The organism is Klebsiella sp. DY2415, from assembly GCF_026314315.1.
Taxonomy (GTDB): domain Bacteria; phylum Pseudomonadota; class Gammaproteobacteria; order Enterobacterales; family Enterobacteriaceae; genus Klebsiella; species Klebsiella ornithinolytica.
Genome location: NZ_CP111115.1, coordinates 3,171,837 through 3,192,523, shown reverse-complemented (window position 1 = coordinate 3,192,523; position 20,687 = coordinate 3,171,837). Strand labels below are relative to the sequence as shown.

General features: G+C 50.9%; 25 protein-coding genes and 4 pseudogenes. 24 read left to right on the top strand and 5 right to left on the bottom strand.

Annotation, left to right across the window (positions count from 1 at the left end; translation table 11 throughout):
- Window positions 1-102: 102 nt before the first annotated feature.
- Window positions 103-463: pseudogene (locus tag OQV00_RS15125) on the top strand (DNA cytosine methyltransferase); the annotation flags it as partial.
- Between the two features lie 109 nt (window positions 464-572).
- Here the strand turns inward: OQV00_RS15125 and OQV00_RS15120 are convergent.
- The 3 genes from OQV00_RS15120 to OQV00_RS15110 form a co-directional block, all read right to left on the bottom strand.
- Window positions 573-1,091 carry a GNAT family N-acetyltransferase gene (locus OQV00_RS15120; RefSeq protein ID WP_266278899.1) on the bottom strand — a complete coding sequence of 173 codons (519 nt, stop codon included), beginning with the start codon at window positions 1,089-1,091 and terminating at the stop codon, window positions 573-575.
- A gap of 26 nt (window positions 1,092-1,117) precedes the next feature.
- Complete coding sequence (locus tag OQV00_RS15115; RefSeq protein ID WP_266278897.1) at window positions 1,118-1,579, bottom strand: GNAT family N-acetyltransferase; 462 nt, start codon at window positions 1,577-1,579, stop codon at window positions 1,118-1,120.
- A gap of 61 nt (window positions 1,580-1,640) precedes the next feature.
- On the bottom strand, window positions 1,641-2,243 hold the full coding sequence (locus OQV00_RS15110) for a helix-turn-helix domain-containing protein (protein ID WP_048998203.1): 603 nt from the start codon (window positions 2,241-2,243) through the stop codon (window positions 1,641-1,643).
- 43 nt (window positions 2,244-2,286) lie between these two features.
- Here OQV00_RS15110 and OQV00_RS15105 point away from each other — a divergent pair, with 43 nt between their 5' ends.
- From OQV00_RS15105 to OQV00_RS15040, 14 genes and pseudogenes are all read left to right on the top strand, one after another.
- Window positions 2,287-2,982 (top strand): B3/B4 domain-containing protein, encoded by a 696-nt coding sequence (locus OQV00_RS15105; protein ID WP_266278894.1) that lies wholly within the window; start codon window positions 2,287-2,289, stop codon window positions 2,980-2,982.
- A gap of 21 nt (window positions 2,983-3,003) precedes the next feature.
- Complete coding sequence (locus OQV00_RS15100; RefSeq protein WP_266278892.1) at window positions 3,004-3,897, top strand: dihydrodipicolinate synthase family protein; 894 nt, start codon at window positions 3,004-3,006, stop codon at window positions 3,895-3,897.
- Between the two features lie 168 nt (window positions 3,898-4,065).
- A pseudogene (locus tag OQV00_RS15095) lies at window positions 4,066-4,170 on the top strand (DNA polymerase III subunit theta); the annotation flags it as partial.
- A gap of 140 nt (window positions 4,171-4,310) precedes the next feature.
- A pseudogene (locus tag OQV00_RS15090) lies at window positions 4,311-4,543 on the top strand (DinI family protein).
- A gap of 108 nt (window positions 4,544-4,651) precedes the next feature.
- A complete protein-coding gene (locus tag OQV00_RS15085; RefSeq protein WP_195723715.1) occupies window positions 4,652-4,873 on the top strand; it encodes a hypothetical protein in 222 nt (73 codons plus the stop codon).
- 83 nt (window positions 4,874-4,956) lie between these two features.
- On the top strand, window positions 4,957-5,556 hold the full coding sequence (locus OQV00_RS15080) for a DUF1367 family protein (RefSeq protein ID WP_266278886.1): 600 nt from the start codon (window positions 4,957-4,959) through the stop codon (window positions 5,554-5,556).
- On the top strand, window positions 5,556-5,762 hold the full coding sequence (locus OQV00_RS15075; protein WP_266278884.1) for a hypothetical protein: 207 nt from the start codon (window positions 5,556-5,558) through the stop codon (window positions 5,760-5,762). Before OQV00_RS15080 ends, OQV00_RS15075 begins: the two co-directional genes overlap by 1 nt.
- 2 nt (window positions 5,763-5,764) lie before the next feature.
- Window positions 5,765-6,346: a recombination protein NinG gene (locus tag OQV00_RS15070; protein ID WP_266280678.1), complete on the top strand. Its 582-nt coding sequence runs from the start codon at window positions 5,765-5,767 to the stop codon at window positions 6,344-6,346.
- Window positions 6,343-6,483 carry a YlcG family protein gene (locus tag OQV00_RS15065; RefSeq protein ID WP_154145330.1) on the top strand — a complete coding sequence of 47 codons (141 nt, stop codon included), beginning with the start codon at window positions 6,343-6,345 and terminating at the stop codon, window positions 6,481-6,483. Before OQV00_RS15070 ends, OQV00_RS15065 begins: the two co-directional genes overlap by 4 nt.
- Window positions 6,480-7,301 carry an antitermination protein gene (locus OQV00_RS15060; protein WP_266278880.1) on the top strand — a complete coding sequence of 274 codons (822 nt, stop codon included), beginning with the start codon at window positions 6,480-6,482 and terminating at the stop codon, window positions 7,299-7,301. The genes OQV00_RS15065 and OQV00_RS15060 overlap by 4 nt, the downstream gene beginning before the upstream one ends.
- A 594-nt stretch (window positions 7,302-7,895) precedes the next feature.
- Window positions 7,896-8,165, top strand: coding sequence for a phage holin (locus tag OQV00_RS15055; protein WP_041145888.1), 270 nt, complete (start codon window positions 7,896-7,898; stop codon window positions 8,163-8,165).
- Window positions 8,137-8,640: a lysozyme gene (locus OQV00_RS15050; protein ID WP_041145887.1), complete on the top strand. Its 504-nt coding sequence runs from the start codon at window positions 8,137-8,139 to the stop codon at window positions 8,638-8,640. Before OQV00_RS15055 ends, OQV00_RS15050 begins: the two co-directional genes overlap by 29 nt.
- Window positions 8,641-8,740: 100 nt before the next feature.
- Window positions 8,741-9,202 carry a lysis protein gene (locus tag OQV00_RS27260; RefSeq protein ID WP_266278877.1) on the top strand — a complete coding sequence of 154 codons (462 nt, stop codon included), beginning with the start codon at window positions 8,741-8,743 and terminating at the stop codon, window positions 9,200-9,202.
- Between the two features lie 534 nt (window positions 9,203-9,736).
- Window positions 9,737-9,922, top strand: coding sequence for a hypothetical protein (locus OQV00_RS15040; RefSeq protein WP_266278875.1), 186 nt, complete (start codon window positions 9,737-9,739; stop codon window positions 9,920-9,922).
- A 161-nt stretch (window positions 9,923-10,083) separates the two neighbouring features.
- Here the strand turns inward: OQV00_RS15040 and OQV00_RS15035 are convergent, their stop codons facing one another.
- A complete protein-coding gene (locus OQV00_RS15035) occupies window positions 10,084-10,365 on the bottom strand; it encodes a hypothetical protein (RefSeq protein WP_266278873.1) in 282 nt (93 codons plus the stop codon).
- Window positions 10,366-10,811: 446 nt separating this feature from the next.
- On the opposite strand from OQV00_RS15035, the gene OQV00_RS15030 reads away from it, so the two are divergent.
- From OQV00_RS15030 to OQV00_RS15025, 3 genes and pseudogenes are all read left to right on the top strand, one after another.
- Window positions 10,812-10,997, top strand: a complete 186-nt coding sequence (locus tag OQV00_RS15030; RefSeq protein ID WP_416309826.1) for a hypothetical protein — start codon at window positions 10,812-10,814, stop codon at window positions 10,995-10,997.
- Between the two features lie 11 nt (window positions 10,998-11,008).
- Window positions 11,009-11,128 (top strand): annotated as a pseudogene (locus OQV00_RS27255) (Acb2/Tad1 domain-containing protein); the annotation flags it as partial.
- A 142-nt stretch (window positions 11,129-11,270) separates the two neighbouring features.
- On the top strand, window positions 11,271-11,843 hold the full coding sequence (locus OQV00_RS15025) for a sce7726 family protein (protein ID WP_261243681.1): 573 nt from the start codon (window positions 11,271-11,273) through the stop codon (window positions 11,841-11,843).
- Here the strand turns inward: OQV00_RS15025 and OQV00_RS15020 are convergent.
- Complete coding sequence (locus OQV00_RS15020) at window positions 11,833-12,900, bottom strand: beta family protein (protein WP_266278869.1); 1,068 nt, start codon at window positions 12,898-12,900, stop codon at window positions 11,833-11,835. The genes OQV00_RS15025 and OQV00_RS15020 overlap by 11 nt on opposite strands.
- Window positions 12,901-13,789: 889 nt before the next feature.
- Here OQV00_RS15020 and OQV00_RS15015 point away from each other — a divergent pair.
- The 6 genes from OQV00_RS15015 to OQV00_RS14990 all read left to right on the top strand — a co-directional run bounded on the left by OQV00_RS15015 (window position 13,790) and on the right by OQV00_RS14990 (window position 20,681).
- Complete coding sequence (locus OQV00_RS15015; protein WP_266278867.1) at window positions 13,790-14,782, top strand: terminase small subunit; 993 nt, start codon at window positions 13,790-13,792, stop codon at window positions 14,780-14,782.
- Window positions 14,760-16,064, top strand: coding sequence for a terminase large subunit domain-containing protein (locus tag OQV00_RS15010; protein WP_266278865.1), 1,305 nt, complete (start codon window positions 14,760-14,762; stop codon window positions 16,062-16,064). Before OQV00_RS15015 ends, OQV00_RS15010 begins: the two co-directional genes overlap by 23 nt.
- A gap of 4 nt (window positions 16,065-16,068) precedes the next feature.
- Window positions 16,069-17,475 (top strand): DUF4055 domain-containing protein, encoded by a 1,407-nt coding sequence (locus tag OQV00_RS15005; RefSeq protein WP_266278863.1) that lies wholly within the window; start codon window positions 16,069-16,071, stop codon window positions 17,473-17,475.
- Between the two features lies 1 nt (window position 17,476).
- Window positions 17,477-18,589, top strand: coding sequence for a phage minor head protein (locus OQV00_RS15000; RefSeq protein ID WP_266278861.1), 1,113 nt, complete (start codon window positions 17,477-17,479; stop codon window positions 18,587-18,589).
- 103 nt (window positions 18,590-18,692) lie between these two features.
- Window positions 18,693-19,457: a DUF6651 domain-containing protein gene (locus OQV00_RS14995; protein ID WP_266278860.1), complete on the top strand. Its 765-nt coding sequence runs from the start codon at window positions 18,693-18,695 to the stop codon at window positions 19,455-19,457.
- Window positions 19,458-19,544: 87 nt separating this feature from the next.
- Window positions 19,545-20,681: a P22 phage major capsid protein family protein gene (locus tag OQV00_RS14990; RefSeq protein ID WP_266278858.1), complete on the top strand. Its 1,137-nt coding sequence runs from the start codon at window positions 19,545-19,547 to the stop codon at window positions 20,679-20,681.
- Window positions 20,682-20,687: the final 6 nt, after the last annotated feature.

Genomic DNA, 20,687 nt, shown 5'->3' with positions numbered 1-20,687 from the left:
GCCGGTAAATCGCACTGGCGATGCCAACTCTGATTCCGATGGGTTGAGGTGAAAGGCAAAGGTTGGGACCGTGAATTGATACTGGATATTCCGTAATGGAGAGTTATCACTGGCGGTCAACATGACGGGGAGCTTGAAACCACTCCACTACGATGAATATAGTGTGTTGCACTTACAGGTGTTCCTGTAAGATTTTTTCGGAGCGGATTTCAACGGTCTGGTTGATGTCGATGGCGTCACATATCGTATCGTTGATACCGGTATGCGCGTACTGCAGTCTAATGAGTCATACCGCGCGCAGGGCTTCCCTGAGTGGTACATCATCGACCGGGACTACCGCGGCGTGAAATGGGCCAAAGATAAGCAGGTGGCGCGCTGAGGAAACGCTGTACCGCCTCCTTTTGCTGAGGCGCTTGTGAGGGCGAACTTATCTGAGATGTGTCAGGCTCGGGAGGCTGCATAAATCACGATGCCATCATGGTTAGAGTGGTTTTTCTGATGTCAAAGTGGAATATGGCCCCTAAACCGGAAGATGTCCGCTTCGTGCCAAAAGCGGACGTCAAAATGTGTGTTCAGCTAGCGTAAGTTGAGCGTTTCATAATGATATCTCTCTGCGGGTCTGACCCAACCTGAAAGATATGCTCACCCACCTCGGTAAACCCAAGCTTACGGTAAAAAGAGATGGCCCTTGGGTTATGTTCCCAGACACCTAACCAGACAGGATCCGATCCCTTTGCCTCAAATTCAGCAAAGCACTTTTGCATCAGTGCCTGTGCAAATCCTTTACCATGGTAGGGCTCATCGACATACAGGCACAGAATTTCTCCGGCATGGATGCTATTGACACAGAGAGGAAACTCTTCCCACCTTATTTGAGCGTACCCAATCAGTTTGCTCTCGTATTCGCAGACTAATGTAATCCAGTCTTGTCTGAGGATTTCTTGCAACTGGATATTAGTTGAATAGCTTGCATGGCAGTGAAAATCCATATCCTCCTGAGTATTACCATCCTGGAAAGTCTTTCTGAAGGTTCGCTCGGCTAAAATAGCCAGCTCTTCTGCATCAGAGGAACTGGCCCTACGGATTAACATTTATCATTACTCTCTGAAAAGTATTCTTATTTTTGCCCGGCATTACGATAAATGTCTGGCCGATTGATCTGCCAGACAAAATCTTTCCGGTTCAATGGGTTATAACCCAGTTTTTGGTATAGCCAGGGCGCGCTGTCAGTGACCAACATTATCCGTCGCAGGCGTGACATCAACGGATGGGCGTGACAGCATTCGATCAGCCAGCGGCCGAGACCACTTTTCTGATAATCGTTTAATACGTAGACGTCGCACAAATAACCAAAAGTGGCATAGTCTGTGACAAGGCGGGCGAAGCCGATTTGTCTTGTTCCATCCAGAAGCGCAAAACAAATGCTGTTCTGGATTGATATTCTGACCGTTTCGGCATCAATGCCAGGAGCCCAGGACGATTGCGAGAGGTAATCGTGAATGACTTCCAGTTGAAAACAAGCGGGATCGGTTGAGACAGTAAACTGGCTTTTGGCAAAACTCAGATGTTGATTATCCACTGAACCACTCCATGCAAACTTACCTGTGATAAAACAAGCCCTATTGCTTGCCGGGCGACAATCAGGATGTTTTCTCATGTACTGTCATGATGAACACCAATGGTCCCTCCTCCTGGTTTTCATAGAAATGAGGAACGTCCGTTCTGGCTGTTGCTGAACAGCCGGTTTTTACCTGATACAGGTGGTCCTTCACACCCAGCGTGAGCGTGCCTGTCTGAACATAAAACAGCTCAAGCGTCCCTTCCGTGTGGCCGGGCGAAGCAAACTTTTCCCCCGGTTGCATTTCCCACATCCAGAGCTCGGTCATATCAGGGCCGCCCGAACCAGCGAGCAACCTTGCTCTCCCTCCTTTTTCACCAGCCCACAATTCTGGGATCTCATCTTCAGCAATGAGATGCACGGTCGGTTTGGAACTGACATCCACAAAATCGGCTACCGAAACCCCCATCGCGGCAGCCAGGCGGCATAACAGGGCTATGCTGGGATTCGCCCGGCATCCCTCAATCTCAACCAGCGCGCCCTTGCTGACGCCCGCCCGGCGGGAGAGTTCATCGAGCGATATTTTCTTTTGCTTACGATACAGCTTAATCCGCTGAGATACGGCTTCATTTACGGTGCTGACGATTGAATCTGCATCGGTCATTAAATTGACTTTTTTGGTCATCGGTCATTATCATGGGATAAATTGGTCATTACAGGATTATCACGTGTTAACAGTCTCTCCGTCAATTGCCCCTGAAATTTATCGCATTGCGCCTGGTTTTCGGGCACTCAGTGTCTACGTAAAAGCTGCACCAGTGCTTAACCCCGATATCGGAGAAACAGCGCTGCGAGAAGCCTGTGAAGCGGTTCTGGCCGGTGAGCCTGAGTGGGTGGAAGCGCATCTGGCCGCATGGGCAGAGGTTTTTCAAAAGTTTGGTGCTAAACCTAAACGCACCCCTTGCTCAGCGGATGCGTTACGCAAGCGCGTATTACGTGACGGAACGATGCCAGCACTTGATCCCATCGTTGATCTTTATAATGCCGTTAGTCTCCGCTACGCCGTTCCGGTGGGTGGAGAGAATATCGCTGCCTATCAGGGTTCACCATGTCTGGCTGTGGCAAAAGGAACAGAGCCTTTTGATACAGTCAAAGAGGGGGAAACGGCCGTTGAATATCCTTCACAAGGCGAGATCATCTGGTGTGATGATATCGGCGTGACCTGCCGCCGCTGGAACTGGCGACAGGGGATCAGAACCCGCTTAGGTGTGGAAGCTCAGCAAATGTGGTTTATTCTGGAAAGCCTGCCGCAGATGCCGCTGGAGAGACTTCACGAAGCCGGGAAGATGCTGACCGACGGTCTGGAAAAAATGATGCCCGGTCTGTGGTTTGAGGTTGCTCTCATCGAAGAACAACAGCAGTAATATCATTCAGGAGAAACTTTTATGTTTACCGGTTTGTCGGCGTTTCCATTAACCCCAGTCACCGCCAGAGGCGTGGATGAAAAGGGTTTCAGCCATATTCTTTCCCGCCTGACAGAAGCTCGGGTTGATTCTATGGGTATCCTGGGGTCAACCGGAAGCTACGCCTATCTAACCCGGGAGCAGCGTAAGCGCGTAGCAACGCTGGCAAAACAGCATGCCGGGGATATCCCAATGATGGTATGTGTGGGAGCGGTCAGTACCGATGCTATCCTGCATCTGGCAGATGACGCGCAGGCAGCCGGCGCGAATGCTCTGTTACTCCCGGCGGTCAGCTACCAGCCACTCCGTGACGAAGAAGTATTCTCACTCTTTGAGACCGTTACCCGGCACGTGTCTGTACCGGTGTGTATCTATGATAATCCGGGCACTACGCATTTTACCTTTACGGATGAACTCCACGGTCGTCTCTCATCACTTGAGGGGATTCGCTCGGTCAAGATCCCTGGCGTACCGGATAGCCCCGCTGCAGCGACTGAGCGGGTGAATGCGTTACGTCAACATCTGCGCCCTGGCGTAACAATCGGCATCAGTGGCGACGCTTATGCGGGGCTGGGATTAAACGCTGGTTGTGAAGTCTGGTACTCCGTGTGTGGCGGTCTGTTCCCTGAGATGGCGAAACAAATCACTGAAGCCGCGGCGGTAAAGGATCATCAACGCGTTACTGCCCTGACAGCCCGCCTTGAACCTTTGTGGGCGCTGTTCCGTAAACATGGTGGAAGTCTTCGTGTTATTGCCGCAGCTGCTGGTGTGCTTGGGCTAACCGACATGGATTGCCTGCCTCGTCCTTTGCAGCCGTTGTCAGCAGGCGATATCGCGGATATTGCCCATGTGATAAGTAAGCTGGAGCTGAAGTAATCTCCCCGCAGAACCGGCAGTCTGTCGGTCCTTCTGAAACCTGGCTGGATATCAATCATCATCGCATGTTTGAAGCTATATCTTTAGGTCCGCTCATCGCTCAAAGCTGACCGTCAGTTTTGATTGTGCACTCCCTGAAAAAATTGTCAGTTGAAGTTTGAGCTAAGGCATTTTATGGGAAGGGGGCGCTACTACCGCGAGCAGAGCATCCAGTTGCCGCGGGCATCCAATCCGCGTTACATCGAGATGGCAGAGCAAAACCAAAAAAAGTAAATCCCGATAAATCAACCCGCTACGGCGGGTTTTTATTTAGCACGCTAATCAAAAATTAACGTTTTGTGCTGTTAAGATATTGATAAAGGAGCGGCATCGGTGTACTGTTTATTTATACAGTATATCGATGGAGGCTAACGATGAAAGTTGAAATCACAATCGACCGTAAAAAATCATTACCTGATGGTGCAGTCCCTGCTCTGGAAGTTGAACTGCTACGGCGTTTAAGTCAGAACTATGAGGACTGTAAATTAACGATACGACGTGCAGGGCCGACGGTCTCAGCGTTTTCGGTGGCATAGACGGCGATAAAGAAACGGTCGAAGAAATTCTCCAGGAGACGTGGGAAAGCGCTGACGACTGGTTTTACTAATTCACCTGTTTTAGTGGCTGGCATTTCGCAAAGTATCGCAGTAAGCGTGTCCCTTTGATGCTGTCGCCGGACTTAATTTTTGCGTCTGTATGTCGCTCAGGGGGTTATGTGACGGGTGATGTTGAGCCAAGTCCAGACGAGGATCTTAATGCGACAATTACGGATGGTGCGGGTCGCGAACTTATCTCGTTTAAGTTAGGAAAAAATGAAAGGTTTCTCATGTCATTCTTTGATGGAGATCTGATTTGCAGGAAACTGGCCAGGGATGAGCATCTTTGGTCGAAAGAGACAATGCTCGAAGTTATCAGGGAAATGGTTGCTAAGAATTGACTGCCTCCAACTGACTAAAGCATAATTAAATCGCTGGCCTGAACAACCAGCCGCCTGACAGTAATGCGCCACCGGAGAAAACGATGGCGCAGCAACTACACCTAATAAAGCATTCTCAAGGTATCCTGATCCCTGCCACGCAGGAGACCAGCGATTTTCTGCAAACAAAATGCAGGCTCGGCGCCGTCCTGGAAGCCGATTATAAGCTTGTCCGAAATCCGGCGTTTCATCGCCGTTTCTTCGCATTACTCAACCTCGGATTTGAATACTGGGAGCCTACCGGCGGGGCAATATCGTCTAACGAACGCAAGCTTGTGTATGGTTACGCCAGTTTTCTCGCTGCGTATGGCGGTAACGAATCTGCGCTGCTTGATGCCGCAGAACAATACCTCGACCGCGTCGCCGAGCGGCGTGCCGGCAGCATCAGTATTTGCAAATCCTTTGACGCTTACCGGGCCTGGGTCATCGTTGAGGCCGGTCATTATGACGCCATAAAGTTGCCAGACGGCACACTGAAAAAACACCCCCGCAGTATCTCCTTCGCGAATATGGACGAAACCGAGTTCCATCATCTCTATCAAGCCTCGCTGGATGTGTTGTGGAGGTGGATCCTCTCAGGTTCGTTCAACACCCCCCAGGAAGCCGAGAGCGCCGCAAACCAGTTACTGAGCTTCGCGGGGTGATGGCGATGAAAATATCCTGGTTTCATCACTATGAATGCACAACCCCGCAAGCCGACGAATTGATGGCGAAATATCGCCAGCGGGGCGTCAGGGTTGAACGTAGCCTCAATCAGGACCTTCTTACTTGGACCGTCAGCGCTCAGCTGGTGGAGGACAAAAATCCGCCGCGGCCAGACTCCCGCTGGCGCAACAGGATGTGGGGGTGATGATGTCCAAGAGACCCCAACGGCGCTGCAAAATCTGCCGGGCTAAGTTCACTCCTGCATTTGAAAATCAGCGCTGGTGCTGCCCTACGCATGGGGCGGAACTTGCCATTCAGGAGCTGGAGAAGAAGCGCGAGAAGCAGGTCCAGGCGAAAGAGAAGAAAGAACGCGCAGCCTGGCGGAAACGCAAAGCTGCGGTGAAACCTCTCAAGCACTGGGAAGACATGACCCAGCGCGTCGTTAATGACTACATTCGCGAGCGCGACTTTGACCTTCCGTGCATCAGCTGCGGCACATTTGACACTGTTCAGTGGGAGGCTGGTCATTACCGTTCCCGCGGCAAAGCATCACACCTGCGTTACAACGAGGATAACATTCACAAACAGTGCCACAACTGCAACGTGCAGTTGTCAGGTAATCAGCAGCAGTACCGCATTGGCCTGGTAGAGAAAATCGGCGCTGAGCGCGTCGAGGCGCTCGAAAACAACAATATCCCTCACCGATACACCATCGAAGAACTGGAAGGCATCAGACGCCATTACAGTGCGCAACGCCGTGCGCTAATCAAGCAACGGGAGGCAGCATGAGCCATGACATGATCGAACTCATCCGCAGACGCTGGTGGAAACTCCGCCTTTTCCGTTGCCGCGGAACTGTCATGACCGATTATCGAATTTTGAAAAACTTTGTCCGTATTTATCAGTCTCTGGGAGAAAAAGCATGAACCTCGAAAATACAGTGAAATACCACTTCGCCAAGTCCACGATGGTCAGCGATTCTCCACGAGCGACGGCATCAGACTCATTAACCGGCACTGACATTATGGCAGCAATGGGGATGACGCAGGAACGTGCCGCTATGGGGTATAGCGCTTTCCTCGGAAAGATGGGCATAAGCAATAATGACCGGGAGCGGGCTATCGGCCTATTGGCTGAGTACGCGCTCACAAAATGCGATAAAGTTGCCGCGTTGCGCAAGCTCTCGCCAACCTTAAAACCCCAGGTTATCCGGATCCTCGCAGCGTTCGCTTTTGAGGATTACTCCCGCAGTGCTTCCAGCAAAAAAACCTGCGACTGCTGCATTGGTTCTGGATTCATCGATGCAGAGGTGTTCACCAACAAAGTAACGTATCCGGACGGTAAACCGCCGAAGTGGGTCAAGGTAACAAAGGGGATCTCGCCGTCGGACTGGGAGGAGGTGAAGTCGGTCCGTGAGCAGGTTCGGGTACTCTGCCAAAAGTGCCATGGAAAAGGGACCGTCAGTGCCGCCTGTAACGACTGCCACGGCCGGGGCCGGGTAGTGAACCTGGACGAGACGGAGAAGCAGGGCGTACCTGTTATGGGTAACTGCAAACGCTGCGGCGGTCGCGGATATGAGCGAATCCTCTCCACTGCTGTGCACAGTGCCATTTTCCAGATAACGGATGCCATCACCATAGACACCTGGAAGAAGTCGGTTAAGCCGTTCTTCGACGTGCTGATCACTAAATTCGATATAGAGGAGGCCTGGGCAGAGGCACAACTCAAACAAATAACGCGCTGAGATATTTACTTTTCCCGAATTCGTGTTAATTTGTTCTAACGATGGGCATTGTATGTTCACCGTTGAAGAAAAAATTTAAGAGCCTCGGCAAACGCCGGGGCTTTCTGCATTTAGGGCTCGCTTCGGCGGGCCTTTTTCATATCCGCGTCACGCCCGGCGCATAAACCTGCAGAGCTTTTCGGGGTGAGCCTTTGGAGCGGTTATCGTCGCTATGCTGGTGGCCTGCCGGCGCTGGCCTTTTAAAAGAAAAACCTGACACTGTGCAAAAGGCATCTGCGGGTGCCTTTGACAGAGTGCTTTCTATTGACGATGAGAATGATGTCGTCATAAATTATTGGTGTGGTGAATCCCCCTGTGCGGAGGGGCGGAAACAGCTTAAATGGAATCCTTATGATTCACTCGGACCGCAAGCCACGGTTGCTGACCAAAGGCTTACTGAGAGGCACTCAGCACCACACCCACTTTTGAGCCCACGTTAACGCGTGGGCTTTTCTATTTCAGGCTCACGGGAATCATCTACGACGTGCTTTGTTGATCGTGAAGCCTGACCCCTTTCAAACACACAGCGCCATCCGTCATTACGGAGGTGAGGCTATGACCAAAATGAGCACCATTTACAGCAGACTCTCATACGGCACCGGGACCGCGCTGACGGGCTGCGGTGTCTCAGCAAAGGCTTACGCCGATGTAGCAAAAACAGAGGTATGGATTTTGGCCGACAAAGTGGCGGGTATGAGCCTGAGTGACTGGGCGATCGTTGTCGGTATTGCATGCACTGTTATTACCTGTTGCGTGAACTGGTATTACCGGCGTAAAGAGCGGGAGGACCGGCTTAATGGCTATGTCAACAAAGCTGAGGAATAGCGTTATCGCGGCCGTTGGTGGTGGTGCTATTGCTATTGCGTCAGCGCTGATCACCGGCCCGACCGGTAACGATGGTCTGGAGGGAGTGCGGTATAAGGCTTACAAAGATGTCGTAGGTGTGTTGACGGTATGCCACGGACACACGGGAAACGATATCCTGCTCGGTAAAACCTACACTGAGGCGGAGTGTCGCGCTCTGCTCAACAAAGACCTCAACACCGTCGCCCGCCAGATTAACCCGTATATCAAACAGCTGATCCCCGAAACGATGCGTGGGGCGCTGTACTCGTTCGCGTATAACGTCGGCGCTGGCAACTTCCAGACCTCAACGCTGCTGCGCAAAATCAACCTGGGCGACCAGAAAGGTGCATGCGACCAGTTACGCCGTTGGACCTATGCCGGCGGTAAAGAGTGGAAGGGCCTGGTAACGCGCCGCGAGATTGAGCGCGAAGTGTGTTTGTGGGGGCAGAAATGAAATATATCCCATCGGCTATTTGCATGGCTGCAGCAGGATTTATTGCTGCTAACGGGCATGACGGATGGGGTTGGTTCCTTTTCGTTGGGGTAATTCTCCTATGAGCCGCATAACCGCCATTATCAGCGCCGTGGTTATCTGCCTGATAGTCAGCCTTGGGTGGCTGGCTAATCACTACCACGACAACGCCACAAAGTTCAAAGAGCAGCGCGATAAAGCAACTGAGCAGCTCAACCTGGCTAACGCCACCATCACCGACATGCAGACCCGGCAGCGTGATGTTGCTGCACTGGATGAGAAATACACAGGAGCACTGGCAGATGCTAAAGCCACTATCGATCAGCTTGAGCTTGATGTTGCTTCTGGCAAGCGTCGGCTGCAGCTCAACGCCACCTGCTCAGCGAACGGAGCGACCGGCACCGGCGGCATGGGCGATGCTTCCGGCCCCCGACTTACAGACTCCGCTCAACGGGATTATTTCACCCTCAGAGAGCGAATCGTCACCATCACCGGGCAAGTGAATTATTTGCAGGACTACATCCGCACGCAGTGCCTGAAGTAGGGCATTACAGAGACACCTTTCAAGACGACTCGCTAATCGTCACCGATTCTTACCACCTCTTCTTTCGAAAGGCAGAATGTTGCCGACGTCTGCCACGCACATAAACAACAAGCGAGTATACAGCAAAGACCAAAAGCACTACCGAGATTCCCATCATGATTATGTCAGTCATTGGAACACTCCTGGATGGCTTACGAAAATTCCTATTACTTATTGTATTAATGTGATGTGTGTCAATGTTTATTTGAGGTGTTACGGCGGTTTACCGTGCGCAATGTCCGAGGTGACGATGCTTATTCTCTTCATTCTCCGGTCGATATGGCTCTGTCGACTACCGGAGACGCCGGGCTGGCTAGAACTAAGCCCATCCACCTCACAGCTGGCGCTCGTAACCGCCCATCCGGCACGCAGCAAGGGGCTGCGCTGAGATAAGAGCCTGCATTACAGGAGCCATTCACCGAGTGGCTTCGATAATGCTTTACCCTCGCTGTGTCGTGATGAAATTCTGGCCTCTCAATAACCAGGAGAGAAATCATGCATACAGTTGATGATGAGAACGTTAAAAAAGTAGTGCAGGCAGTAAAATCTGGACCTGCAAACAATCTGGCTTATGAATCAGCCATGGAACTAGCGATTAAATGGCTAGTAGAGAATGACGATGGCATTTTATCCCTTACCGCTGAACAAGAAATTGCAATTAAAGAAGTCGTTTCACATTAAGTTTGCCTAAGCCATGACCATCACAAAGGCCACCTTCGGGTGGTTTTTTTTAATAGCATTACAGAGCCCCTTTCTGGGCGGCTCTGTAATGTGACAAAGCATAATTATCAGAGTTGCATAACGTTGCTATTTGCTAGTTGATAGAATGAAAAAATATTCCATTAATTTGGATGTTGAGTAGTGTCGATTCCAATCTTTTTATAAAGGCGTTTTGCACCGTCGGTATGTCCAAGATAATCGATAAGGGCACTCACTGATTTATTTTCAATAACTTGATCAGCAATCAATATGTTGCTGGAGTTTGTTATGGCAACAAACCAGTTTCCACTTTGTGTATCGTAAATTGCCGTGGTCACACTTTGTTCGGTATCATCCGCGACAAATTGACCAACAAATGATACGTCAGGGCCGTCTGATGCTTTAAACGTGATTGTTTTCATCATAATCCCTACCCAAGAGATAGTTGATTGTCAAAAGAAAACCAAGCATGTCATGCCACATGATGCATTGCTGGTTTCAATAAATAATAGCTACAGCTGATCAAGTTGCTTTTTTTTGTTTGAGCTCAACAAGAGAGGGGGAAGGCAGTGTCAACTGAACGTAGGCCTTACCCTCCGTTAGGCTTCACGAACCCAGAAAACTTCCGTCCATACATCGCTATCATCCCGGCGAATGAGGTATATAGCTGGGCGAGCGACAATCTCTTGATGGAAAACGGAAAACTCCATAACGAGGACCACTTCCATTTCCACACGGCTGACATAGCGTTTATGTGGGCCAGGGGTGTAATGTCCTCGGTCAATGCGGGCAGGCGATGCATCGCGCCAGTCGCTGGCCGTGGTTTCGAAAGGGTCCTGTGGTTTACAGCAGACGGTTAGCCATATGCCTGATGACGATGTTGATCGGGAGCTGCGCGAAAAGTTTACCCGCCCCGGTAGTGGTTGATACCGCCTGCAACTGGGTGCGGATCATCTACCTGACCGACCACGATATTGACGTGCTGGATCAGCAGACCAAGCGCGACATTCTGGCGCACAACAAATCAATGCAGGTTAACTGTCCGCATTTAACATAAAAGGGGTCGAAATGAGCGAAGCTAAACCGCAGGACGGCAACATCGTAAAGGGATATCACACTTTAACTCCCGGCGACATTGACCGGATGAATCGCCTTAAGGACGTCAGCCGTCATTTTTGCAGTCTGCTGGGTAACAGAACTGATGCTTAGCCCGGATTCATCAGTGTCTTCATGCTGATCATATGCTTTTTGTGATAGAAGTGGCCAAATTCGCTAAATGCAGTAAAATGCTGTGCGCTATAATTCAGCGACGGAGTATGAGGGGGAAGTTATGAGAGATCAAGATGTTAGGGCTGCGGTTCATAAGAAGCTTCTTAAAGAGTCGCATTTAGATCCTGATTGTCTTGTGATCGATGAGTTTTCCATATCCCTTGGTGCCAGTAGAGCAGATATAGCGGTAGTTAACGGCGTTCTTCACGGTTACGAACTGAAAAGTGAATATGATTCTTTGGAACGGTTGCCGCTACAAATCAAGCATTATTCTGCCGTTATGGACAAGGTTACTCTCGTTGTAGCAGATAAGCATCTGGACGGAGCGCTTGAGTTAATACCTAGCTGGTGGGGGGTGAAGACCGTATCAGTAGGGCCGAAGGGGGCGATTCGCATCAAGCATATGCGTACCGAAAAGCTCAATCGGAATTACGATTCCTTGATGCTCGCTCAGTTGTTATGGAGAGATGAGTGTATTGACGTTCTAGAGCGTTGGGGCCGTTCTAAAGGTTTTAAAAGCAAGCCCCGATTTGAGTTATGGAATGTCGTCGCCGATTTTATACCCGTTGCAGATCTTCGACTTGAAGTCAGAACTGCATTAAAGAATCGGATCGACTGGAAGGTTAGGGTCTAGCCGGTATAGACTGTGACAATAGATTTAACTGTCTAACAACCAGCGTAAGATGGTGTATATGGGCTACTTTACGCCAATCTTTAGAACCCCCTGATTTATTAATACCAGCAGCCCTATCGTATATGTACTGGTCTCCCAAACTGAAGCCTGGGCCAAATGCTTGGTATTCAGCCGAATTGACTAGGATAGAACAAAGATTTTTAGTTTGGCTCCATCCATTTCCCTTAACTGCTGTACCTTTTACAAAAATCCATGAAGTATCATTCGAATATCTTACTGCAACATATTGAGACATGAATCGTGGATCTACGCTCGTTATGGTGGCACTTGCTGTTGGATAATCACTGAAACACGGTGTCCTGCCATTGATAGAACTTTTCACTACATCTAACCAGAGATCATATTCGTGTCGTGGAATATGATGGACTACATGCTGAGGAATTCCCGTCTGCGAGCTGGGGTAAGAGGTTGAAGATAAGATTAATGTTCTCCAAGGTGCTTGTCCTGAAAGAGAACTAATAACGGCTAAGGCTTGTTGTTTTAAGCTATCATTAGCGCTTTGGATATCTCCATAATCTACAATGATGTCAATCAAGTTAGGAGGAAGGTTTAACTGATTTAGCAAGTGTGCAAACAAGTGCCATGTTTGGGGGCTAAGTGAAATAGCAACACCATTAGATACGTTTCGCTGAACAGCATGTATGTAGTTTGCAGTGGATGCAGGAGAAACAACTGGCACAATTTCCTTTCCATAGGCCCTGGCGTCGTTAATGCACATATCTAAAGGATGATTGCGACTTGAACCATGTTTATCCAGATACTTCAGGTCTAACAAAACTGGACGTATAGGAGTCCAGGATGCTGCGAGATTAGCACCGAAGTCAGATAAATAGCTGCTTAACGATTTTTTATAACAGTCATTTTCGTAGTCCCAGTCAATATCAAGAATGGTGAGGATAGGGGTGAAACCAGAGATTATTGTCTGATCTAACTGCATCAGAGATTCATACTCAGCAGGTTTCCATCTTAGCTGTGGGTAGTAATGATGAAGGCTCATTAAAGCTCCTTAATTTTTTTAAAAATTTTAACGTAAAACAGGGATTGCAAGAATTTTATACCTCTGAAAATGCCAGTAAAAATTGAGCTAAATCTAAGTTTATAAAGTTGCTTGTTAAGTGAAAGAGATGATGTATCAGTAATTTATAGTTATGTAAGGTTCATTAAGCAGTATTACGCGCGCTTGCCAGTAATTGCTGAGTTGCGAGAAACAGGATGGTGACTGACGAGAAAGAGGCGCTGAGAGACTATCGAGACGTCGTACTTGGCCGGTGTAGTATTTCTGCTGACCAACTCAGATTGTTGCTCAGCACCAGATGTCCCACCCTTTGAGAGCCTACAATCGGAAGCTTAGCGATTGTAGTACCAGGTTTAGTAACTCCGATGGTAGGGATTGTTTACCCCTCAAAAGCGAATTGAAAACTGGCTGGCCAAAGTGAGCTATCTGCAGGACTACATCCATATACTGTTTATCAACCAGAGAGTAAGGGGGCAACTGTATCGGATGGTTTAATAATGTCTAACTTTTGAGTAAAGTAACTGTGTCGAAACGCTTAGCGTCTCTCAGCGGTTGCCTCCTGAGACTGATGATGACAGGCATGTTAGGAACGCAATACGGCTTAACCTCGTTTTTGTTTTCTTTCATGATCGCGGAATCAATTAGTTTGTTCGCAGAAATTATCTGCAAGGAGGGTACATGTATGGGAAATAGATCTCGTGAGAAATTGACTCAAATGTATAGTGTTAAAGGTACTGTTTCATCAGGACTGGAGGCATGCCGCATTTACAGGATAACCTGCTGATGATCTCGTGAAACTCGAGTGAAAAATGAATGAGAACTAAGCCACCTCCGGGTGGCTTTTTTATTGCTGTAACCACAGGAAAACACCATGGCAAAACCGGACTGGAGCGAGCTTCAGCAACGGTTCCTGTCCGATCATGCCGCAACCGGAGTATCACCGAAGGATTGGTGTGAAGCGCAGGGACTGAACTACGCTACTGCCCGTCGATACATCAAAAAACCTTCTGCGCAAACTGCGCAAAAACCCGCGCAGAAGAAATTGCGCACTGCGCAAAAGGAAACGTGCGCAGAAGAGCTGGTGGATAGCAAACTCAGCCCAAAGGTAAAGCGTTTTATTGCCGAATACCTCAAGGACCAGAACGCCACGGCAGCCGCAGAGCGAGCTGGCTATAGCGACCCAAACTATGGGCGTCAGCTCCTAACGAATCCTAACGTTGCGCAGGCCATTGCGCAGCAGCAGAAAGCGTCCATTGTGCGCACGCTCGGGAGCGCAGATGAAGTGCTTGAGCAGATGTGGCAGCTGGCCACCTTCGATGCCAATCAGCTTTCACAGTATCGTCGCGGCAGCTGCCGTTACTGCTGGGGCTTTGGCCATCAGTATCAATGGCGTGATGCCGTGGAGTACGAAGAGAAGCGGCTCGAAGCGCTTGAGCGTAAACGTCGCGAGCCCGTAGATGTTGGTGGTTACGGTTACGACCACACCAGCGCACCTAACCCGGAATGCCCTCGCTGTAATGGTGATGGAGTCGGTCAGCCTTTCTTCGCCGATACGCGCAAACTGGCGCCTGATGCTGCGCTTGCCTATTCCGGCGTGAAGCTCGGGAAGAATGGCGTTGAGATAACCGCCATCAGCCGCGAACGCATGTACGAAGCCGTAATGAAGCGGCTCGGCCTGGCTGACAGTGAATTTGCCCAGCGTCTGCAGCAGATTGAAATCGAGCGCCGGCAACTGGAGGTCGAAAAATTACGCAAGGAGCTAGCAGCTGATCCTGAAGATGACGAACCAACGCCGGTAGCAATCAATATCAACGTCGTGGATGCAAGAGTGAGGGAAGAGGATGGCGATAGCACCGACGCTTAACATCCCTCAGGCCCGATTCCTCACAATGGAGCACAAATTTAAAGCCTACGTGGCCGGGTTTGGTTCCGGTAAGACGTGGGTCGGCTGCGGCGGTATCTGCAAGGGGATGTGGGAACACCCTAAAATCAACCAGGGTTACTTTGCCCCGACGTATCCGCAGATCCGAGACATCTTTTATCCCACTGTTGAGGAAGTGGCCCATGACTGGGGACTGAATGTCAAAATCAACGAGGGGAACAAAGAGGTTCACTTCTACGCCGGGCGCCAGTATCGCGGAACCACGATCTGCCGCTCGATGGAAAAGCCACAAACCATCGTTGGTTTTAAAATCGGTAACGCGCTGATTGATGAGCTGGATGTGATGCCTGCCAAGAAGGCGCAGTTAGCCTGGCGAAAAATCATCGCGCGTATGCGTTACAAAGTGGCTGGCCTGCGTAACGGAATAGACGTCACCACGACGCCGGAAGGGTTTAAATTCGTTTATCAGCAGTTCGCAAAAGCTGTACGCGATAAGCCTTCACTCTCAACGCTGTACGGCCTGGTGCAGGCATCGACGTTTGACAACGAAAAAAACCTGCCGGAGGACTACATCCCGTCCCTGATGGAGTCTTATCCGCCAGAGCTGATTAAGGCTTATCTGCGCGGCCTTTTCACCAACCTCACCAGCGGCACGATTTACCACCAGTTCGACCGCAAGCTGAATAACTGCAAAGAAGAAGAGCAGCCGGGTGAGCCGCTTTATATCGGTATGGATTTCAACGTGGGGAAAATGGCCGGGATTGTTCACGTTCTACGCCTCGGGCTTCCCTGTGCAGTAACGGAAATCATCAAGGCTTACGACACCCCGGACATAATTCGAATCATTAAAGAGCGCTTCTGGCTGTATGACGGCCATGACTACCGAAAGGTGCGTGAAATCTACATTTACCCAGACGCTTCTGGCGATTCTCGGAAATCAGCTCATGCCAGCACTACGGATATCGCCCAGCTCAAGCAGGCTGGTTTTAACGTGATTGTGAACAATTCAAACCCGCCGGTAAAAGACCGTATCAATTCGATGAATGCCATGTTCTGTAACGGCAACGGTGAGCGTCGCTACAAAGTAAACGTGAAGCGGTGTCCGGTCTATACGGAATCGCTTGAGCAGCAGGTATGGGGTGAAAACGGCGAGCCTGACAAAAAAGCCGATAACGATCACCCCAACGATGCCGGCGGCTACTTCATCGTGAAACAGTTCCCGATCATCAAACCGACAGGCAAATCAACACCACTTCGGATGTAAAACCATGCCAGATATTTCAACACCCAATCTCGATTACAACGACATGATAGAGGCGTGGGATATCAACGATGCGTTGATGGGCGGCACGCTCGAAATGCGTCGCCAAGGTGCGACGTATCTCCCCAAGTGGCCTAACGAGGATCCCGACAGCTATAAAGAGCGTATAGCAACAGCAACGCTTCTCCCGGCCTATGAAGAGGCCATTAAACAGAATATTGGGCGGGTATTTGCTGAGCCGACGGTTCTGAGTGAAGACACGCCTGAAACAATACAGGAGTTGGCGCCCGATATTGATATGGAAGGAAACCGGATCGATGTCTGGGCACAGCAATTTTTCAGTATCGGATTTCAGTATGGTCTGGTGCATGCGCTGGTGGATTTCCCGAAGATTGACCCGGAGGCGGTAAAAACAAAGGCCGACGAAAAAGCAGCAGGCTCCCGCCCATATGCCACGATGCTCAATCCCCGCCAGGTTATCGGCTGGAAGTCAAAAGTGGACAAAGGGAAGGTGGTACTGACCGACCTGCGTATTAAAGAGGTGATCGTTGTCGATGGCGCTGATTACGGGCAGACAAAGGTAGAGCAAATTCGCCATATCATGCCCCGCAAAGTCGAAATTTATCGTCGTAACAAGGGTGATAACGGCGAAAGTCAGTGGCAAATTTACGAGAAGTGGGAAACCAGCCGTGATGATATTCCCCTGGTGACACTCTACACGAAGCGAACAGGATTTATGCGCGGCTCTCCGCCGTTGCTGAACCTGGCATTGCTGAACATCAAGCACTGGCAGAGCCAGAGCGAGCAAGACAACATCCTGCATGTTGCGCGTGTGCCGCTGCTGGTGGCTTACGGTCTTGCCGATAATGAAACGTTAACGATCGGCTCTTCTACTGCGACTCGTTTCGAAGACCGCGAGCGGCAGGGCCTGGAATATGTTGAGCATACTGGCGCGGCCATTAGTGCCGGGAAAATCTCACTGGAAGACCTGGAAAACCAGATGCGTCAGGCCGGGGCAAAGTTGCTGCGCGCTGAAAACACATCAACCAAATCTGATGACCAGACGCATGAAGAGCACATGCAGGAGAATTCCCCTCTCTATACGATGGCGAGCTCACTGGAGGATGCGCTCGATAACATTCTGCAGATCATGGCGGAATGGCTGGGTGAAAAAGAGGGCGGTAATGTCGATGTGCGTACCGAGCTGGATGTTTCGGCACAGACATTCGACTCTGCGACGGCGACGGCGGTTCAGTCACTTCGGCAGGGGGGTGATATTCGCCAGATTGATGCGGTTCGCGTGCTGCAGGCGCTGAAATTCATCGACCCGGACGCGAAACCGGAAGAGGTAATCGACGAACTGAGGAACCAGCAGGTGACGCTTGCCGGCGGTCTGAATAATCCAGGTGGTTGAGATGGAAACGGCGAATGAAAAACTCAGTGATGAAAGCCTGGCTCACGCGATTTGGGTGAGTCAGTACAGCACCGGCGTCGCGAACAGGATGATAAAAATCCTGAATGACAGCGATGCAGAGCTGACGGCCAGGCTGCTGGTGGCGATGGATACCCTCGATGCGGAAAGTTTCACGGTGTCGAGGCTGGAATCTCTTCTGGTCAGCGTCAGGGCGCTAAATCGTGATGTGGTGCAGTCGATGAGCGAAAGCCTCGCCGGCGAGCTGCAGGAACTGGCGCAGCATGAGGCCGGATTCCAGTTAAGCCTGTTTCAGTTTGCGATCCCCGATGACGTGCTGGCGCTTCATCCACTGTCGGGTATTTCCCCGGACGCCGTTTATGCAGCGGCAATGGCCAGGCCTTTTCAGGGGCGGTTACTGAGCGAGTGGGCGAGCAGCCTTGAAGCCGATCGCATGACGCGCATCACCAATACCGTTCGGCAGGGTTTCCTGCTGGGCGATACAACGGAACAGATTGCGCGTAAAGTTCGCGGCCACGCTAACCGCGGTTATCAGGATGGCGCGCTGCAGATGAGCCGCACCAATGCCGGCAGTATTGCAAAAACGGCTGTGGGGCATCTTGCTTCGACGGCCAGGAAAAGCTTTGCAGATGCGAACGATGACATTTTGAAGGGTAAGCAGTGGTTATCTACTTTGGATAACCGGACATCAAAAGACTGTCGGATTCGCGACCGCCTCAAGTACACCCTGGATAACAAGCCGATCGGCCATAAGGTGCCATATCTGCAGGGACCCGGAAAAATCCATTTCTGCTGTCGCAGCGTCGAAACCTACATCCTGAAATCGTCTGATGAGCTGGGTATTGCTGTAGGGCAAATATCAGATAGCTCGCGCGCCAGCATGGACGGGCAGGTGCCTTCGGATACCGATTATCAGGGCTGGTTCTCGCGGCAGTCGTTTACCCGGCAGTCTCAAATTGTCGGCGTAACTCGCGCCCGGCTGATTCGTGATGGTGGTATGTCCCCTGATGAGTTCTACAGCGACAGGGGCGAATGGCTGACGCTGGAACAATTACGGGAACGTGACGGTCAGGCATTCAGAAGCACCGGATTTTAATCATCAATATTCATTCACAGGCTGCCTTCGGGCGGCCTTTTTTATTGCCGCAATCCGGATGGTGAGCGGTGCAACGGTCGGATGACCATGAAAAGGTACCAACATGAAACTGAAGACAGCAGAAGTAAACGGCAAGCAGTATGCAGAAATTGACGCGAGCGGTCTGCCCGTCTACGTCCACGACGACGGCCAGGAGGTCGGTTTTGATGCCGTCCAGGCGGTGGGGAAAATTTCAGCCCTGAATGGTGAGGCAAAATCTCATCGTGAAGCCAAAGAAGCTGCCGAAGCCAACCTGGCTAAATTTGCCAAAATCGGTGACCCGACTAAGGCTCTCGAAGCGCTCGACATGATGACTAAAATCGACCAGAAAAAGCTGATCGACGCAGGTGCTGTTGACCAGGTGAAAGCTGATATCACCAAATCGTTCCAGTCTCAGCTTGATGAGGCGAACCAGCGCGGCGACAAGCTAGAATCACAACTCTATCAGGAAATGATCGGCGGCCGGTTTTCTGGCTCAAAATTCATCACAGATAAAGTCGCGATCCCCTCCGACATGCTTCAGGCACGCTTTGGTCAGTCGTTCAAAGTTGAGGACGGTAAAGTGGTTGCCTATGACGGCTCCGGCAACAAAATTTATTCCCGCTCTAAACCGGGCGAACTGGCGGCCTTTGATGAGGCGCTGGAGTTCCTGGTGGAACAGTACCCTCAGAAAGATCACATCCTGAAGGCCAGCGGCAACCAGGGAGGTGGCTCTCGCCAGTCTCAGCATTCACTCGGGCAGAAAACGATGAAACGCGATGCCTTTACCAGTTTGAGCCCGACAGATCAGCAATCAACTCTCAAAGACGGTATCACCATCGTCGATTAATTCTTTGCCAGCGGTCGGATGGCAGCTGGTGCCAGAGCTGGATAGCTCAACCAACCCTAAATCTTAATCTCCAAGGAAACCTTGCACATGGCTAACACGCTTACCGGGTTGATCCCGACTATCTTTACGGCTCTGGATACCGTATCTCGCGAGCAGGTCGGTTTTATCCCGGCCGTATCGCGCAATGCCAAAGCTGATGCGGCGGCGAAAGACCAGACAGTAACCGCTCCTGTTGCGCCAGCGGCAACTACTGTCGATATTACGCCGGGAGCCACGGCGCCGAATGACGGCGACCAGACGATCGGCACCGTTGATGTCAAAATCACTAAATCCAAAATGGCTCCGGTCAAATGGAACGGTGAGGAACAACTGGCGCTGGGGCCCGCAGGGACATACAACACCATTCTTGCTGATCAGTTTAAGCAGGCTTTTCGCGCGCTGGCTAATGAGATGGATGCAGATCTCGCGGCTCTGTATTTCGCATCCTCTCGTGCTGTTGGTACGGCCGGCACCGCTCCTTTCGGTATTGCAGGTGATTTGTCGGATGCGGCAAATGCGCGCCAGGTTCTCTCTGACAACGGTTCGCCGACAACTGATCTGCAGATGGTTCTCGGTTCTTCGGCTATCGCAAACCTCCGCGGTAAACAGTCTGTTCTGTTCAAAGTAAACGAGTCCGGTACTGATGCGCTTCTGCGCGAAGGTATCGTGGGGCGACTGGAAGGATTCAACATCCACGAATCCGCGCATGTTAAGAAACGCGCTGCATCTCCGGCTGCCGGATACCTGGTGAATGGAGCAAAAGCTGAAGGCGATATTCTTATTGCGATTGATACCGGCACAGGTGCTTTTGCAGCGGGTGACATCGTGACGTTTGACGGGGATAGCAATAAATACCTTGTTGCTGCTGCGACGGCCACAGCAATCACCCTGGCTGCTCCTGGCTTACGTCAGGCACTGGCCGACAACACCGCTATTACCGCTGGTGACGCCTACACCGCAAACATGGCGTTTGATCGCAATGCATTCCTGCTTGCATCCCGAACCCCGGCAATGCCGCAGGGCGGCGATACGGCGGATGATGTAATGAACGTTACTGACCCCGTATCTGGCATCACTTACCAGGTAGCACTGTACCGCCAGTATCGCCAGGTGCGTTACGAAGTCGGTTTGTCCTGGGGCGTAGCGGCAGTTAAGTCCGCGCACTCAGCGTTGTTGCTGGGCTGATAAACA

Bases quoted from the DNA above. Each gene is read 5' to 3' on its own strand.
- OQV00_RS15120 (WP_266278899.1), bottom strand. From the start codon at position 1,091: ATGTTAATCCGTAGGGCCAGTTCCTCTGATGCAGAAGAGCTGGCTATT.
- OQV00_RS15110 (WP_048998203.1), bottom strand. From the start codon at position 2,243: ATGACCAAAAAAGTCAATTTAATGACCGATGCAGATTCAATCGTCAGC.
- OQV00_RS15100 (WP_266278892.1), top strand. From the start codon at position 3,004: ATGTTTACCGGTTTGTCGGCGTTTCCATTAACCCCAGTCACCGCCAGA.
- OQV00_RS15080 (WP_266278886.1), top strand. From the start codon at position 4,957: ATGGCGCAGCAACTACACCTAATAAAGCATTCTCAAGGTATCCTGATC.
- OQV00_RS15075 (WP_266278884.1), top strand. From the start codon at position 5,556: ATGGCGATGAAAATATCCTGGTTTCATCACTATGAATGCACAACCCCG.
- OQV00_RS15070 (WP_266280678.1), top strand. From the start codon at position 5,765: ATGTCCAAGAGACCCCAACGGCGCTGCAAAATCTGCCGGGCTAAGTTC.
- OQV00_RS15065 (WP_154145330.1), top strand. From the start codon at position 6,343: ATGAGCCATGACATGATCGAACTCATCCGCAGACGCTGGTGGAAACTC.
- OQV00_RS15060 (WP_266278880.1), top strand. From the start codon at position 6,480: ATGAACCTCGAAAATACAGTGAAATACCACTTCGCCAAGTCCACGATG.
- OQV00_RS15055 (WP_041145888.1), top strand. From the start codon at position 7,896: ATGACCAAAATGAGCACCATTTACAGCAGACTCTCATACGGCACCGGG.
- OQV00_RS15050 (WP_041145887.1), top strand. From the start codon at position 8,137: ATGGCTATGTCAACAAAGCTGAGGAATAGCGTTATCGCGGCCGTTGGT.
- OQV00_RS27260 (WP_266278877.1), top strand. From the start codon at position 8,741: ATGAGCCGCATAACCGCCATTATCAGCGCCGTGGTTATCTGCCTGATA.
- OQV00_RS15040 (WP_266278875.1), top strand. From the start codon at position 9,737: ATGCATACAGTTGATGATGAGAACGTTAAAAAAGTAGTGCAGGCAGTA.
- OQV00_RS15035 (WP_266278873.1), bottom strand. From the start codon at position 10,365: ATGATGAAAACAATCACGTTTAAAGCATCAGACGGCCCTGACGTATCA.
- OQV00_RS15030 (WP_416309826.1), top strand. From the start codon at position 10,812: ATGACGATGTTGATCGGGAGCTGCGCGAAAAGTTTACCCGCCCCGGTA.
- OQV00_RS15025 (WP_261243681.1), top strand. From the start codon at position 11,271: ATGAGAGATCAAGATGTTAGGGCTGCGGTTCATAAGAAGCTTCTTAAA.
- OQV00_RS15020 (WP_266278869.1), bottom strand. From the start codon at position 12,900: ATGAGCCTTCATCATTACTACCCACAGCTAAGATGGAAACCTGCTGAG.
- OQV00_RS15015 (WP_266278867.1), top strand. From the start codon at position 13,790: ATGGCAAAACCGGACTGGAGCGAGCTTCAGCAACGGTTCCTGTCCGAT.
- OQV00_RS15010 (WP_266278865.1), top strand. From the start codon at position 14,760: ATGGCGATAGCACCGACGCTTAACATCCCTCAGGCCCGATTCCTCACA.
- OQV00_RS15005 (WP_266278863.1), top strand. From the start codon at position 16,069: ATGCCAGATATTTCAACACCCAATCTCGATTACAACGACATGATAGAG.
- OQV00_RS15000 (WP_266278861.1), top strand. From the start codon at position 17,477: ATGGAAACGGCGAATGAAAAACTCAGTGATGAAAGCCTGGCTCACGCG.
- OQV00_RS14995 (WP_266278860.1), top strand. From the start codon at position 18,693: ATGAAACTGAAGACAGCAGAAGTAAACGGCAAGCAGTATGCAGAAATT.
- OQV00_RS14990 (WP_266278858.1), top strand. From the start codon at position 19,545: ATGGCTAACACGCTTACCGGGTTGATCCCGACTATCTTTACGGCTCTG.